Annotated in this window: 14 protein-coding genes; 6 read left to right on the top strand and 8 right to left on the bottom strand. The window is 70.7% G+C overall.

Translation table 11 applies throughout. The features are described 5' to 3' along the window. A partial coding sequence (locus AC2CHE_RS17040) for a DUF6444 domain-containing protein (protein WP_484505869.1) occupies positions 1 to 275 on the bottom strand: 275 nt, incomplete at its 3' end. Positions 276 to 368: 93 nt separating this feature from the next. On the opposite strand from AC2CHE_RS17040, the gene AC2CHE_RS17035 reads away from it, so the two are divergent. Both AC2CHE_RS17035 and AC2CHE_RS17030 read left to right on the top strand, forming a co-directional pair. After that, a complete protein-coding gene (locus AC2CHE_RS17035; RefSeq protein WP_484505868.1) occupies positions 369 to 1181 on the top strand; it encodes a sulfotransferase in 813 nt (270 codons plus the stop codon). 6 nt (positions 1182 to 1187) lie between these two features. Then, positions 1188 to 1385 carry a hypothetical protein gene (locus AC2CHE_RS17030; RefSeq protein ID WP_484505867.1) on the top strand — a complete coding sequence of 66 codons (198 nt, stop codon included), beginning with the start codon at positions 1188 to 1190 and terminating at the stop codon, positions 1383 to 1385. 6 nt (positions 1386 to 1391) lie between these two features. Here the strand turns inward: AC2CHE_RS17030 and AC2CHE_RS17025 are convergent, their stop codons facing one another. After that, positions 1392 to 2099 (bottom strand): response regulator, encoded by a 708-nt coding sequence (locus tag AC2CHE_RS17025; protein ID WP_484505866.1) that lies wholly within the window; start codon positions 2097 to 2099, stop codon positions 1392 to 1394. Next, on the bottom strand, positions 2096 to 3316 hold the full coding sequence (locus tag AC2CHE_RS17020; RefSeq protein ID WP_484505865.1) for a sensor histidine kinase: 1221 nt from the start codon (positions 3314 to 3316) through the stop codon (positions 2096 to 2098). Before AC2CHE_RS17020 ends, AC2CHE_RS17025 begins: the two co-directional genes overlap by 4 nt. Positions 3317 to 3790: 474 nt before the next feature. On the opposite strand from AC2CHE_RS17020, the gene AC2CHE_RS17015 reads away from it, so the two are divergent. Continuing rightward, positions 3791 to 4933 (top strand): tryptophan dimethylallyltransferase family protein, encoded by a 1143-nt coding sequence (locus AC2CHE_RS17015; protein WP_484505864.1) that lies wholly within the window; start codon positions 3791 to 3793, stop codon positions 4931 to 4933. 2 nt (positions 4934 to 4935) lie between these two features. Continuing rightward, positions 4936 to 5550: an isopentenyl-diphosphate Delta-isomerase gene (gene idi, locus AC2CHE_RS17010; protein ID WP_484505863.1), complete on the top strand. Its 615-nt coding sequence runs from the start codon at positions 4936 to 4938 to the stop codon at positions 5548 to 5550. Here the strand turns inward: idi and AC2CHE_RS17005 are convergent. From AC2CHE_RS17005 to AC2CHE_RS16985, 5 genes are all read right to left on the bottom strand, one after another. Next, the gene (locus AC2CHE_RS17005; RefSeq protein ID WP_484505862.1) at positions 5443 to 7080 is read right to left on the bottom strand and encodes a BTAD domain-containing putative transcriptional regulator; all 1638 of its coding nucleotides are present in this window, start codon (positions 7078 to 7080) and stop codon (positions 5443 to 5445) included. The two genes, idi and AC2CHE_RS17005, sit on opposite strands and share 108 nt — an antisense overlap. A 131-nt stretch (positions 7081 to 7211) precedes the next feature. Continuing rightward, positions 7212 to 8111, bottom strand: a complete 900-nt coding sequence (gene rfbA, locus AC2CHE_RS17000; protein WP_484505861.1) for a glucose-1-phosphate thymidylyltransferase RfbA — start codon at positions 8109 to 8111, stop codon at positions 7212 to 7214. Continuing rightward, positions 8108 to 9118 carry a Gfo/Idh/MocA family protein gene (locus tag AC2CHE_RS16995; RefSeq protein ID WP_484505860.1) on the bottom strand — a complete coding sequence of 337 codons (1011 nt, stop codon included), beginning with the start codon at positions 9116 to 9118 and terminating at the stop codon, positions 8108 to 8110. The genes rfbA and AC2CHE_RS16995 overlap by 4 nt, the downstream gene beginning before the upstream one ends. Then, entirely contained in the window at positions 9118 to 10563 is a 1446-nt protein-coding gene (locus AC2CHE_RS16990; RefSeq protein WP_484505859.1) for an NDP-hexose 2,3-dehydratase family protein, read from the bottom strand. The genes AC2CHE_RS16995 and AC2CHE_RS16990 overlap by 1 nt, the downstream gene beginning before the upstream one ends. 4 nt (positions 10564 to 10567) lie before the next feature. Further along, the gene (locus tag AC2CHE_RS16985; RefSeq protein ID WP_484505858.1) at positions 10568 to 11182 is read right to left on the bottom strand and encodes a dTDP-4-dehydrorhamnose 3,5-epimerase family protein; all 615 of its coding nucleotides are present in this window, start codon (positions 11180 to 11182) and stop codon (positions 10568 to 10570) included. Positions 11183 to 11853: 671 nt separating this feature from the next. Between AC2CHE_RS16985 and AC2CHE_RS16980 the strand changes: the two genes are divergently transcribed. Together AC2CHE_RS16980 and AC2CHE_RS16975 are read left to right on the top strand one after the other, a co-directional pair. Continuing rightward, on the top strand, positions 11854 to 13668 hold the full coding sequence (locus AC2CHE_RS16980; RefSeq protein ID WP_484505857.1) for a fatty acyl-AMP ligase: 1815 nt from the start codon (positions 11854 to 11856) through the stop codon (positions 13666 to 13668). Then, a complete protein-coding gene (locus AC2CHE_RS16975) occupies positions 13668 to 13955 on the top strand; it encodes an acyl carrier protein (protein WP_484505856.1) in 288 nt (95 codons plus the stop codon). The genes AC2CHE_RS16980 and AC2CHE_RS16975 overlap by 1 nt, the downstream gene beginning before the upstream one ends. The last annotated feature ends 1 nt before the right edge of the window (position 13956 follow it).

The raw sequence follows: 13956 nt of genomic DNA, 5'->3' as shown, positions 1-13956 counted from the left end.
ACCTGATCCGGGTCGGCCACCAACTCCAGAGTCGATCCCGGCGCACCCGGCTGTTTACCCCGCCGCCTACCGCTGCTCTTGCTCTTGCCCGACTGCGGGAGCGGCCTCGCCAGCCCATCGGACGACGGCGGTTTGGACGAGTTCGACGAGTTCAACCCCAGCCGACGCCGAAGTTCCGCGTTCTCGGCTTCCAGTCGATCCACCCGATCCCGCAGCTCAACCAGCATCGCCAACAGATCCTCGTACGAGGGCGGGACCTGCGGGACGGACGACACACCACGATCATGCCAGCCAATCAACCAAACTGGACGACCGGCCACCGGCTCACATCAAGCTGAATACGTACCCTGCGTCCCGAGGAGGCAATGATGTCCTTGACCTTCGTCGTAGGCACCGGTCGGTGCGGCTCGACGATTCTGAGCAAGGCATTGCACACCCACCCCGATATCCTGAGCCTGAGCGAGTTCTTCGCCTCGCTGCGGAACCGCGCCTTCCCGGACGGGGCGATCGACGGGCAAAGTTTCTGGCAGATGCTCAGCGCGCCGGATCCGGCGATCGACGCCATGATCCGCAATGGACTGCGCACCCCTGAGCAGGAGTACCCGTACGACACCGGGCGGTTCGGCCAGCACCCCGGTGTACCGGCCATCTGCAACATGACGCTGCCGGGGCTCACCGACGATCCGGACGGGCTCTACGACGAACTCGCCGCCGAGCTGCCGAGCTGGCCGCGCCGGCCGGTGGTGGGACACTACCGCGACCTGTTCGACTGGCTCGCCCGCCGCTTCGGCCGCCGGATCACCGTCGAACGCTCCGGCACCTCGCTGCTCTACGTACACCGTTTGCGGGCGATGTTTCCCGAGGCCCGCTTCGTGCACATCTTCCGCGACGGTGCCGACTGTGCGCTCTCGATGAGCCGGCACGTCGGGTTCCGCATGATCATGCTGCCCCGGGCCGCGGCCCGGATCGTCGGGGTACCGGTGCCGGGTCTGATCAAGAACTACCTCACCCGGCTTCCCGAGGACTACCAGCGGTTCTTCCGGCGGGACTTCAGCTCCGAGTTCATCATGGGTGCCGACCTGCCGCTGCGCGACTTCGGCGAGTTCTGGTCCTCGATGATCGAGCACGGTGTGCGGGTGCTGTCCGAGATGGATCCGGCGGACCGGCTCGACCTGCGCTAAGAGCAGGTGGTCGCCGACCCCACCGCCCAGCTCGCCACCCTGGCCAGCTTCCTCGGCGTAGCCGCCGACCAGCGGTGGCTGAGCCGAGCCGGTGGTCTGATCAACAGCTCCCGCACCGGGGCCGCGCAGCGGCTTGATCCGCCGGCCCGGGAGGAACTCCTGCTCGCCTGTGCCCCCGGCGAGCAGGCGTTGCGGTCGGCCTGACCGGCGTCACCGATGCCCCGGCCGCACGAGTCCCGCCTCGTACGCGGCGATCACCAACTGGGCCCTGTCCCTCGCGTCCAACTTGCCGAGCAGCCGTCCGATGTGCGTCTTCACCGTGCCCAACGCGACGTGCAGAGTTTCGGCGATCTCCGTGTTGGACATGCCGCGTGCGACAAGGGTCAGCACCTCGCGCTCCCGTTGGGTGACCACCTCCAGGTTCTCCCTCGACCCGGGCGTCGGCTGGGCCTGCCGGGTGAACGTGGCGATCAGCCGTCGAGTGATCCGTGGCGACAGCAGCGCCTCGCCGGAGGCGACCACCTTGATGCCGGCCAGCAGGTCGGCGGCGGTGGTGTCCTTGACCAGGAACCCGCTCGCCCCGGCCTGCAACGCCGTGTACACGTACTCGTCCAGGTCGAAGGTGGTCAGGATGAGTACCCGCACCGACGCGGTCTCCGGGGCGGCACAGATCTGTCGGGTCGCCTCGATGCCGTCCAACTCGGGCATCCGGATGTCCATCAGCACTACGTCCGGCCGATGCTGCCGGGTCATCCGGACCGCCTCGGCGCCGGTGCCGACCCCGCCCACCGTCACGAATCCCGGCGTGACGTCCAGCAACGCCCGGAAGCTGTCCCGCAGCAGCGCGTGGTCGTCGGCGATGAGCACGCCGATTTCCGATCCGGATGGCGAGGTAGGGGCGGACGGGGCATCGGTCATGCGCTCTCCTCCGTGGCGTCGTACGGGATCTCGGCGGCCAGCCGGAAGCCTCCCCGGGGAAGCGGTCCGGCGGAGAGAGTTCCGCCGTACATGCTCACACGTTCCCGCATGCCGATCAGGCCCTGCCCGCCGCCGGCACGCCGGCCGGTGGACCGGTGCGCCCGGCCGTCGTCGACCACCTCGATCCGCACCCCGTCGTCCCCGGCGCGCACACTCACCCGGACGTGCGTGGCCTGCGCGTGCTTTATCACATTGGTAAGCGCCTCCTGCACGATCCGGTAGACCGTCAGGTCGACCGCCTTGGGTAGCTCGTCCGGACTGTGCACGTCCAACTGCACCCGCAGCCCCGCCGAACGCAGCCGATCGGCCAGGTCGGGCAGGTCGGCGGTGCCCGGCGCCGGGCTCAGTTCGGCGACCGGGCCGGAGTCCGAGCGCAGCACCCCGAGCAGCCGGCGGATCTCGGTGAGCGCCGCCCGGCTGGTGTGCTCGATGGTGCCCAGCGCGGCACGCGCCTCCTCGGGGCGCTCCGTGGCGATGTGGTTGGCCACGGTCGCCTTCACTGCGATCAGGCTCATGCTGTGCCCGATGATGTCGTGCAGTTCCCGGGCGATCCGCAGCCGCTCCTCGTCCACCGCGTCCCGGGCCATCCGACGGACGAAATCCGCCCGCACCATCCGCCGCCACCGAGCCAACCGGCCGGCGACCCAGGCCGCACCGAGGATCACCGCCACCATCCCCAGGTCGACCGGCCACCAGAGCGGCACCTCACTTGCCGCATTCTCGGCGGACGACGCTTCGTACAGGTCGTAGAACCAGGGGATCGTCACGAGCGCGGCGACCAGGCTCCCGGCCAGCGACAGCGTCGACACCACCGGCCCGTGCGCGGTGGCCACGGTGTACAGCGCGAGCGCGACGGAGGCGTACGTCACCCAGATCACCCCGGCACCGGCGACACCGAACGCGGTCGCCGTTGCTGCCACCGCCGCCACCCAGCAGAGCACCGGCAGCGGACGGCGGCGTCGTACCGCCAGCGGCAGCCCGACCGCGGCCCCGACCAGCCAGGCGACCCAGGCCGGCCCGCCGAACGCCCGGCCGGGCGGATCGAGCGGGGCGGCGGCGGCAATGTAAGCCAGCAGGACGCTGACCGCGATGTCGACGACGGCGCGCGTTCGCGATCCGTTGGGCCAGGCGAAGCTCCCGGATATCTCGGAAGGCACCCCACGACGCTATACCGGACGGCGTCGCCGCGCGTACGTCACAGGTCCGAGATGGATTTCCGACCGTGGTCGGACGCGCCGGCAGGCTCCGGTTGGGAGAGTTTCGGGTGAGCGAGCCAAGCGGATCGAGAGCCCGGGACCCACCCGTCCCGCAGCAGCTTCCCGACGCTCGGTCCCCCGTGCGAGCTCGGGGAGCAGCGGGGGCCACCGCCCGGGGGGTGGCCCCCGACTGGACCGTGGTTCCGTCGTGGTCGCGGCGGCGCCGGGGTGGGCACCGCGTCGTCCGGGTGGGTAAGACGTTTCGCGGCGAGCGACGCACCAATTGGATTCCTATCGGCGTCGGTATCTGGCGATGATTTCTCGTTTATAGGTCAGATATCGATGCCCCCGACATGATGAGCCCTGTGTCGTGAAGCGATCGGCCTGGCGACAGGCTGTCGCGCTTCGGCGTTAAGACAGAATGGGGATCATCACGTGACCTCTCACTTTCCGGGATCACCACACGCACCCGACCTGACCCTCGGCGCACTGTTGCGCGACCAACTCGCGGACCTGTTGCGGGCGGTCGGTGCCAGCGCCCAGTACGACTCCGGGATACGACTGCTCGAAACGTTCCTCGGCGACAACGTCGGGTGCCGGGTGACTGCCTCGCCGGCCTGGCCCTCGGACGTCGCCGACGACCACTCACCGGTGGAGTGGTCGGTGGCGTTCGAGCCGAACCGGCCACCGACGGTCCGCATCCTTCTCGAACCCGTCGCGGCCCGTCCGTCCCACCGGGCGAACGCACGGTACGCGCTGAGCCGCCTGGACCGGCTCCCCGGGCATCGTGGACTCGCAACGGACCGGCTGCGCTCCCTGGGCGACCTCTTCTTTCCCCAGGACGCCACCGGGCTCTTCGCGCTGTGGTACTCGATCGTGCTACGGGACACCACGCCGGAGGTGAAGGCGTACCTCAACCCGGCGGCGGCCGGCCCGGCCCACAGCACCGAACTGGTCCGTGAGGCACTGCAGCGCCTCGGCTTCGGCGGGGGCTTCCGGGTGCTTGAGGAGGCCGGCCTGACCCGCGGACCGGGGCTGGACAACTGCGCCTACTTCGCCCTCGATCTCAACGACGGGCCGGACGCTCGGGTCAAGGTCTACCTCACGCACCGGATGGCCGGCGCCGACGACGTCGTCCGGGCGGCCAAGGCGGTGCCGGGACTCGACCTGGACGAGGTACGGGAGTTCTGCCGGCTCGCCGGGGACCCCGCCGACCAGCACCGGCGTCGGCCGTTGATGTCCAGTTACTCCTTCCTGTCCCGCCGCCGGGACCGGCCGAGCGGATACTCGCTGTATGTGCCGGTGCGCGACTACGTGGCCGACGACCGGGAGGCCCGCGACCGCGCCCTCGGGGTGCTGCGGCACTTCGGGTACGACCCGACGAGCTGCGACGACGCCATCGCCGCGGTCGCCCGGCGGCCGCTCGAACAGGGGCGGGGCCTCATCTCCCACCTCTCCCTGCGGATGGGGATCCCCCGTCCCGGTGTGACCGTGTACCTGTCCACAGAGGTCTACGGCAGCCAGCCCGTACGGGGCGGCCGGTCCGGAGCCCTCGCCCTGGCTCGGCCCGAGGAGTGAGCGTGCAGACCCTACCCGTAGCAGACCAGGAGTCCACCGAGTCCGTTGTCCTCTGTGCCCCGGACGGCTCGGCCGCCGGCCAGATGCTCAAGCGGGACGTGCACCATGCCGACACGCCGTTGCATCTGGCGTTCTCGTGCTACGTGTTCGACGCCTCGGAGCGGCTGCTGGTGACCTGGCGGGCGCTGACCAAGAAGACCTGGCCGGGGGTGCGGACGAACACCTGCTGCGGTCATCCGGGACCGGGGGAGCCCATGCGGGACGCCGTCGTACGGCGGCTACGCGAGGAACTGGGGGTGACGGTACAGCGGCTTGACCTCGTACTGCCCCGGTTCCGGTATCGGGCGGTGATGGCCGACGGAATGGTGGAGAACGAACTCTGCCCGGTCTATCGGGCGTACGCCGACGCCGCCGAGGTGCTGGCCATCAACCCGGCGGAGGTGGACTCGGCCCGGTGGTACCCGTGGCAGGAGTACGCGGCCGACGCGTTGGCCCGGCCGGAATCGATCTCACCGTGGTCGACGTTGCAGGTCGCGGAGCTGGTCGGGCTCGGGGCCGACCCGGCGGGCTGGCCGGTTCGGGACGACGCGGAGTTGCCAGCGGCGGCGGTCGCATGACCACACCGGCGCGTGCGGTCCCCGCCCTGCGGGGATCGGCACGCGCTGGTGTCCTGCCGGGGACCGGGCCGCGCTCACCCCGGTTCGGTTCGGTGCGGGCGGCCGGGTCGGTGCTCGGGGCGAACCAGGGGCCGGGACGCCGACCGCGCCCGATCGTCTGCCCCGGCCGGCGGCTCCAGCCGGCACGGCGGACCTGACCTGGGTTCGCCAGGTCGAGGTAGGCCGCCGAGGCCGTCCTGCCGGACGATGTACCGGTGCCCCGTCGCCGCGCCGGGCCTCGTGGCCGTCCCGGCGGAGGCTCTCGGGTGGCCGGGCAGCCGGCGGCGCTCGCCGGTGTCCTAGTCGTTGGGCTGAAGCGGACGACACCATGGCGACCTGCCGGCCGAGCCCGAGCCAGGCCGTCCGACCGGTTCCGATCCCACCGGCGTCGGCGGGTGTTGTTGGGGTGCCGACAACTCGACCGGCATCCCAGGCAGGGTCGGCAGCTCCGACAGCGCCGGCAGTTCCGGAGGGGTCTGCGGTTTCGGCTGGGCGGGCCGACGTCGGGTGTGCCGCGCCGGTCTGGCCGCGTACCGGTTCCTGTGGGGTGATCCGGCCCGGCGGCCGTCCGGCGCGCGACGGGCAGCCCGGCGCCCTTGGCTGGCCCTGGCGGTTTTGGCTGTTCCGGCCGGGTCGCCGGGCGGGCCGGCGTGGCACGACCGGTCGCAGCGGATTGTCTGCCGTGGGGTGTGCGCCGGCCGGGATCGCGCCGGCGCGGGCGGGCACCGGGGTGGCTATGGGCGTCGCGCCGCCGTCCGGTGCCGCCGCGCCGGGTGTGGTCGCCACCGGCACGTTGTTCGGTGCCGGTGGATGCCGTGGCAGGTCGCCGGTCAGTATCGCCTGGTACGCGTTGCGTAGCGTCGGCCCCGGGTCCGTCCCGTACTCGTCGGCGAGCAGCCGGCGACCCTCCTGGTACGTCGCGAACGCCTGGGCCTGCCGGTCCGACCGGTACAGCGCGGTCATCAGCTGTGCCCGGATCCGCTCCCGCATCGGGTACGCGCTGACCAGGCCGATGAGTTCCGAGATGAGCCGGGCGTGCCGGCCGAGCGCCAGTTCGGCCTCGATCCGGTTCTCCAGCGCGTCGATGCGCTCCTCGTCGAGGCGGGGGCACGCGGCATCCGCGAGCACCTTCGTCACACCGGTCAACGTGGGGCCCTGCCAGAGCGCCAGGGCGGCGTCGAGGAGTTCGGCGGCCCGCTCGTGGCGGTGCTCGGCCAGCGCGACCCGACCAGCCTGGGACAGCCGGAGGAAGTCCTGGTAGTCGAAGCTGGCCGAGCCGATCTCCAGCAGGTACCCGAAACCCCGCCGGGTGATTTCGGCAGTGCGATCGAACTGGCGCCGCAGGCGCGACGCGGCCGTGTAGATCTGGGCCTGCTGGGTGTCCGGGATGTCGTCGCCCCAGAGCACCCTGCTGAGCTGGTGGTCGGTCAGCACGTGCCCCTTGGCCAGCAGGAGGGCGGCCAGCAGGGTCTTCTGCTTAGTGCCGTTCAACGGCACCTCGTGCCCGTCCCGTCGTAGTTCGACGGGCCCAAGGATACGAAATTCCACTGCAATGTCACCCCGTGGCAGCGTGTTCGCCGACAGTGCCGCGCCCTTCCGGTCCAGCGTCGGGTCTGCGGCGGCTAGCTCGCGGACAGGTCTCCGGCGTCGCCGGCCAGCTCGCGGGCGACGCTCATCACGTACCGGCCGTAGTCCGAGTTGGGCATTGCGGCGCCCAGCGCGTGGCAGGCGTCGGCGTCGATGAAACCCATCCGCAGGGCCAGCTCCTCCAGGCAGGCGATCCGTACCCCCTGCCGTTCCTCAAGCGTGCGTACGTACTGACCAGCCTGGAGTAGCGACTCGAAGGTGCCGGTGTCGAGCCAGGCGAACCCTCGGCCGAGGTCGATCAGCTTCGCCCGCCCCTGGCGCAGGTACGCGGCGTTCACCTCCGAGATCTCCAGCTCGCCCCGAGCCGAGGGCCGGATGTTCTTGGCGATGTCCACCACCTCGTTGTCGTACAGGTAGAGCCCGGTGATCGCCCGATTCGACCGGGGGCGGTCCGGCTTCTCCTCGATCGCCACCAGCCGGCCGTCGGCGTCGGTCACCCCGACGCCGTACCGCTCCGGATCCTGCACCCGGTAGCCGAAGAGCGTGCAGCCGTCCACCTGGCTGACCTCCCGCTGGAGCAGTCGGGAGAACGCCGTGCCGTGGAAGATGTTGTCGCCGAGGATCAGCGCGCAGGAGTCCTGACCGATGTGGTCGGCACCGAGCACCAGCGCCTCGGCGATGCCCCGTGGCTGCGGCTGCTCGGCGTAGGAGATGTGCAGCCCCAGGTGCGCGCCGTCGCCGAGCAGGGTACGGAACAGCGGCTGGTCGACGGGGCGGGTGATCACCAGGATGTCCTGGACGCCCGCGGCCATCAGCACCGAGATCGGATAGTAGATCATTGGTTTGTCGCCGACCGGCAGGAGCTGTTTCGACACCGGAATGGTGATCGGGTGCAGCCGGGTGCCGGTTCCACCGGCCAGGACGATGCCCTTCACTTCACCACTCCTTCGTCGACCGCGGGGCGGCGCACCGCGTACTCCTTGATCCGCGCCACGGTCTGGGCCTGCCGCAACGACCCGGCCGAGATCTCGGGCAGCAGGTCGCCGCTCGCCACCGCGCCGGTGAACAGGACGACGACGTTGCGGAACTGGTCGTCGGCGGGCAAGGTGATCTCCTCTCGGCGGTCCTGTCGGTCGATCCGGACCACCGGCGCCAGGCTGGACGGTGGGGTGAAGGCGCGGTCCAGCAGCAGCCGGCCGGTGCTGCCGACGAGTTCGTAACAGCTCCGGTACGAGTGCTCCATCCCGAACTGCAACTGAGCCGGCACACCCTCGGCGGTGTGCAGCAGCACGCCGCCGGAGAGCACCGCCCCGCCCACCGGGTCGACCCGGAGCACGGCACCGGTGACCGCCACCTCTCCGGGCAGGTAGTGCAGGGCGGCCCGGACCGGGTAGACGCCGATGTCGTCGAGTGCCCCGCCGCCGACCTCCGGCTGGTAGCGGATGTCCCCGGCCGGCTTGAGTGGGATGGTGAAGGTGCTGACGAAACCGCGCAGCTCCCCGATCACCCCGTCGGCGACCATGCGGGCCACTGCGGCGTGCTGGGAGTGCCGCAGGAACATGAAGTTCTCGTAGAGCACCAGGCCCCGGTGCCGGGCCAGCTCGAACAGCTCCCGTGTCCGGTTCAGGTCGGTGGTGAGCGGCTTCTCGGCGAGTACGTGCTTTCCGGCGTGCAGCGCTCGGGCGATCCACTCGGCGTGCAGGGCGGCCGGCAGCGGCAGGTACACCGCGTCCACGTCGTCCCGGTCGAGAAGCCGGTCGTACCCCTGCACCGGACTGCCCCCGAACCGCTTGGTGACCGTTTCGGCCTTGCCCTGGTCCCGGCTGGCGATCGCGGTGACCACGGCCGACTCCTCGGCCGCCAGCGCGGGCAGCATCCGGCGGAGCGCGATGTCGGCGCATCCCATGATTCCGAAGCGCAGCGGGGAGCCCGTGGCGGCCATCAGTACCCCGCCGATCCGTTCAGGGTGTGCACCCCGGCCAGTACGCTGCGCAGCTCCACGTTCAGGTAGTTGTAGTGCCGCAGCAGGCCGGACAACTGGTGCAGGGTCATCCACCGGTGGTAGCGCCCGGGTGCGGTGGCGAAGTCCGGGTCGGCTTCCAGGACCATGTACCGGTTGTGTGCGTGGTAGAAGCGCCCACCCTCCTCCGAGAGCATCACGTCGTACCGGATCCGGTGGGGATCGGCCGCCAGCACGTGATCCAGGAAGGGCGGGCGGAACGGTGCCGGTACTCCGACGTAGTTGCCCGGTTGGCAGTTCACCGTCGGCGCCAGCTCGGCCACGTTTACCGCACCGGCGTCGATCCGGGCCTGCACGAGCGCGTGCAGTACGCCGTCGACCGGCTTGACGATAAGCGCCACCACGCCGGGCTCGACCGGTGCGATCAGCGGCTGGCTCCACGAGCGCACCTCCCGGTCGCCGGCCTGGACATGTACGCCGACCACCCGGAAGTACTTGCCCTCGGTGTGCGCGATCTCGTCGGGACGCCACCGCCAGCCGTGCTGCCGCACCGAGTGCAGCGACACCCGGCGTTGCACCAGACGGCGCCGTGCCCGGATGTCGGTAAGCCAGCTCAGCAGCTCCGGTGTCGGGGTCAACGGCCGGCCGCGCCCGCAGAGCGAGTCGCGCAGCAGGGCCTGGAACGGGTCGGCGGTCGGGGCCGGATCGGCCGGGCCGGGCGGCGGAACGCAGGCCAGTACCGTCCGGGCGTCCATGTTGACCAGGTAGTCGCGGCGGAGGAGCTGCCGTACCTGCCCCAGGGTCAGCCAACAGAAGCCGTCCCGCGCCTCCACCGGCTCGGTCGCCTCAACGATCATGTTGCGGTTTCGCTTGTGCAGGTACCAGGCGGTCTGTTCAGACTGCAACACGTCGACGACGGTGCGCCCGGCGCCCGGGTTGAGGAAGTGGCTCAGGTACGGCACCTCGCGCCCGCCGTGTACCCCGGTGTAGTTGCTCCAGGTGGCCTGCACGGTCGGTGAGAGTTGGATCCCGTTGACGTTGCCCGGCTCCATCTTCGCCTGCATCAGCAGGTGCGGTACGCCGTTGATCCGGCGTACCAGGATGCCGAGTACGCCGACCTCGGGCTGCACGATGATGGGTTGCCGCCAGTGCCCTGCCCAGGCCCGGTCGGTCCAGACGTCCAGCCCCTCGATGGAGAAGAACCGCCCGCTCTCGTGCACGAGGTTGCCGGTCTCCGGTTCACTCTGCCAGCCGGCCATCTCGGCCAGCGGTATCCGGGTGATCCGGTGCTGCTGGGTCCGGCCACGCTCGGCCAGCCAGGCGTCGAACTCAGGCATCGACAGGACCGGGCGGCCGAGGTGCGCCGCCGACGTCCCGAACAGGTCGTCGCGCGCGGCCGCGTCCAGATCAGGCGTGTCGATGAGCATCGGATCAGCCCTGCCCGGCGGCGGAACGCCCGGGACCGGCCAGCGCGCGGCACTCCGCGTAGCTGGGCAGCAGCCCGGCGTCCGCCGCCTCGGCCAGCGTAGGTGCGGCGGCGTCCTTGTCCGATCGCACCGGCGGCGCGGTCAGGTTCCACGGGATGCCGATCTCGGGGTCGAGTGCCTGCACGTCCACCATGGTCCCGGGCACGTATTCGGTGGAGCAGAGGTAGTTCATGCAGACGTCGTCGGTGAGGGCCAGGAAGGCGTGCCCCAGGCCCTCGGCCAGGTAGACCGCGAGGCCCGAGTCGGCGTCCTGCATCGTGGTCTCGTACCGGCCGTACGTCGGTGAACCGATCCGCATGTCCACCACGACGTCCAGGACGGCGCCCCGGACGCAGGTCACCAGCTTCGCCTGGCCGGGCGGGGTCAGGGTGCCGTGGATGCCCCGCAGGGTGTTGCGCCGGGAGACGGAGAAGTTCACCTGCCGTACCTCGAACCGCCGGCCGACCGCCTCGGCCAGCTCGTCCGAGCGCCACGCCTCGAAGAAGCTGCCCCGCCGGTCCTCGAGGTGCTCCGGTTGGAGCCGGTACATGTCCGGCAGCTCGGTCGGGATGATCTTCATGACCTGGTCTCCCGTCCGAGTGGACGGCCGGTCAGGTGCTGGGGCATGCGGTGAACCTCCGGAGTCCGTACGGCGGGGGCCGCCCCGCGACCGGCCGGATGGGCGGGCGGTCCGGGCGGAAGTGCGCGACGGGTTGTCGATATTCGCTGACGCCGATCGTCGATGCGGCGGTCGGCGCCGTTAATCGGGCGCCGCCGGCGCGGCAACGGCATCGGCTCCCGTCGACGGCGGATAAGGTTCTCGGTCCGCTTTCCGTCGTACGACGGCTCGTGATCATCCTTTCGGAAAAAGGACCTGTGACGGCGGTTATTAAGTCTCGTCCGAAATAGCTGTTTCGGTGCTGGGGTGACCGGGAAACTTCATCCATGCAAGACAAAGACCCAGCTCGTGGCCTCCCACACGCTAGCAGTGGGGGAAGTCGAGGTCATCCTGTTTCAGTGTGCGGTGAAAGACCCAGGACGATATTGTCGCCGTCCATCCCAATCATCGTCGGGCGCTCTGGCGGTTGTCTTTTCGGCTACTCAAAGATTGCTTGACCCTTCCATCGCCGCTCGTTACGGTGGCGCTGCCGAACGTCTAGGAATGGCATTGTCTTCCGGATGCGTTTCGCGCGCGTCAATGCGTACACGCGGCCAATCGATCCGGTCCGGCCACCGCGGGGGAGAGCACAGATGACAGTGGACGGCGACGGTGGCCCGACGGGGATCCGCGAGCTGCCGGAGGCGATCTCGGCAGTGCGCCGATGGGCGGCTCGCCGGCCGTCGTCGGACGCGCTGATCTGGGTCGAGGATCCCGGCGAAGGCCGCGACGAGCGGCTGAGCTACGTCGAACTGGACGAGCAGGCCCGCGCGGTGGCGGTCTGGCTGCGCCGGCACTGTCCGGTCGGCTCTCGGGTGCTGCTGCTGTACTCGCCGGTCCGGTTCGTGGTGGGCTTCCTCGGCTGCCTGTACGCCGGAATGGTCGCGGTGCCCGCCCCGCTGCCGGGGCGTTACCAACACGAGCAGCGCCGGGTAGGCGGCATCGCCGCCGACGCCGAGGTCGCGGCCGTGCTCACCGAGGCCGCGCACCTGGCCACCGTACGGGAGTTCGTCGCGACCGGCCCGCTGGCCGGGCTGGAGATCCTCGCCACCGACGGCGACGTCGGCGCCGGGTCGGACGACTGGGAACCGCCGCCGGTGCACGCCGGCACGCTCGCCCTGTTGCAGTACACCTCGGGGTCCACCGGCGACCCCAAGGGCGTCATGGTGAGCCACGGCAACCTGCTGGCCAACGCCGCCACCCTGCTGGAGACGCTGCGGGTGCCGTCGGACCTGCGGTTTGGTGGCTGGGCACCGCACTACCACGACATGGGGCTGATGGCGCAGACCCTGCCGGCGCTCTTCGCCGGCAGCACCTGTGTGCTGATGGAACCCGTCACCTTCCTCAAGCGCCCGCTGGCCTGGCTCACGATGATCGACAAGTACGACATCGGCTGGTCACCGGCGCCGAACTTCGCCTACGACTACTGCGTCGACCGGATCACCGATCGGCAGTTGTCCGGGCTCGACCTGCACCGCTGGCGGTACGCCGTCAACGGCTCCGAGCCGGTCCGGGTCGCCACGATGCGCTCCTTCGCCCGCCGGTTCGCGCCGGCCGGGTTCTCCGCCGACGCCTGTTGCCCCTGCTACGGCCTGGCCGAGGCGACCGTTTTCGTCTCGGGCTCACCGCCCCGGCCGCTCGGCGTCGCCCGGGTGGACGCCACACAGCTCGACAGCCACCGGTTCCAGCCGGCCACCGGCGACGTCGGCGTCCGGGAACTGCCCAGCAACGGCCCGGCCCCGGGGTACGACGTGCGGATCGTCGACCCCCGGACCGGGCAGGTGCTGGAGCCGGGCCGGGTCGGCGAGATCTGGCTGCGCGGGGTGAGCGTCACGGCGGGGTACTGGCGCCGGCCGCAGGCGACAGCCGAGGTCTTCGGCGCGGTCATCGCGGACGGCGACGAGGGATTCCTGCGTACCGGCGATCTGGGCGCCGTGCACGACGGCGAGCTGTACGTCACCGGGCGGATCAAGGAGATGATCATCATGCGCGGTCGAAACCTGTATCCGCAGGACATCGAGCACGAGCTGCGCGTCCGGCACCCCGACCTCGGCAACGTGGGTGCGGTGTTCACCCTCGCCGAACCGGCGAGCACCGGCGACGACCTGCTGGTCGTGGTGCACGAGGTGGCTGACCCCCGCGACCGGGCTGGCCTCGCCCGGTTGGCCGGCGAGCTGCGGCACACGATCGCCCGCGAGTTCGGTGTCGGCGCCTGCGCGGTGATCCTGCTGCGTCGGGGCGGCGTCCGGCGTACCACCAGCGGCAAGATCGAGCGGACCGCCATGCGCCATCTGGTCCGCTCCGGTGAGCTGGTCGCCGAGCACGTCGAGGTGGACGCCCGGTGGCGCGACCTGGTGCCGGTGCGTACCGGCACCGGCACTGCGGCTCGGCGTGCGGAGCTGGTGTGATGGCCGCCGACCCCCGGGCCGGGCTCCCGATCACCGTCGACGAGCTCCGGGCGTGGATCCTGGCCCGCGCCGCCGCTCTGCTCGACGTACCGCCGCACCAGGTGTCCGCCGAGCGGCCGCTGGCCGACCACGGACTCGACTCGGTCTCCGCGGTGGCCCTGGTCGCCGAGGTCGAGGACCTGCTGCACCGGGAACTCGACTCCGACCTGCTCTGGGAGTACCCCACGGTCGACGACCTGGTCGCCTTCCTCGCCGGGATGTACCAGGTCGGCCCGGCCGCCGGTTGAG

It is taken from the genome of Micromonospora sp. ATLC16 (genome assembly GCF_057196645.1).
This window is presented reverse-complemented; position numbering and strand designations above follow the sequence as displayed.

Bases quoted from the DNA above. Each gene is read 5' to 3' on its own strand.
- AC2CHE_RS16990 (WP_484505859.1), bottom strand. From the start codon at position 10,563: ATGCTCATCGACACGCCTGATCTGGACGCGGCCGCGCGCGACGACCTG.
- AC2CHE_RS16985 (WP_484505858.1), bottom strand. From the start codon at position 11,182: ATGAAGATCATCCCGACCGAGCTGCCGGACATGTACCGGCTCCAACCG.
- AC2CHE_RS16975 (WP_484505856.1), top strand. From the start codon at position 13,668: ATGGCCGCCGACCCCCGGGCCGGGCTCCCGATCACCGTCGACGAGCTC.
- AC2CHE_RS16980 (WP_484505857.1), top strand. From the start codon at position 11,854: ATGACAGTGGACGGCGACGGTGGCCCGACGGGGATCCGCGAGCTGCCG.
- AC2CHE_RS17035 (WP_484505868.1), top strand. From the start codon at position 369: ATGTCCTTGACCTTCGTCGTAGGCACCGGTCGGTGCGGCTCGACGATT.
- AC2CHE_RS16995 (WP_484505860.1), bottom strand. From the start codon at position 9,118: ATGGCCGCCACGGGCTCCCCGCTGCGCTTCGGAATCATGGGATGCGCC.
- AC2CHE_RS17025 (WP_484505866.1), bottom strand. From the start codon at position 2,099: ATGACCGATGCCCCGTCCGCCCCTACCTCGCCATCCGGATCGGAAATC.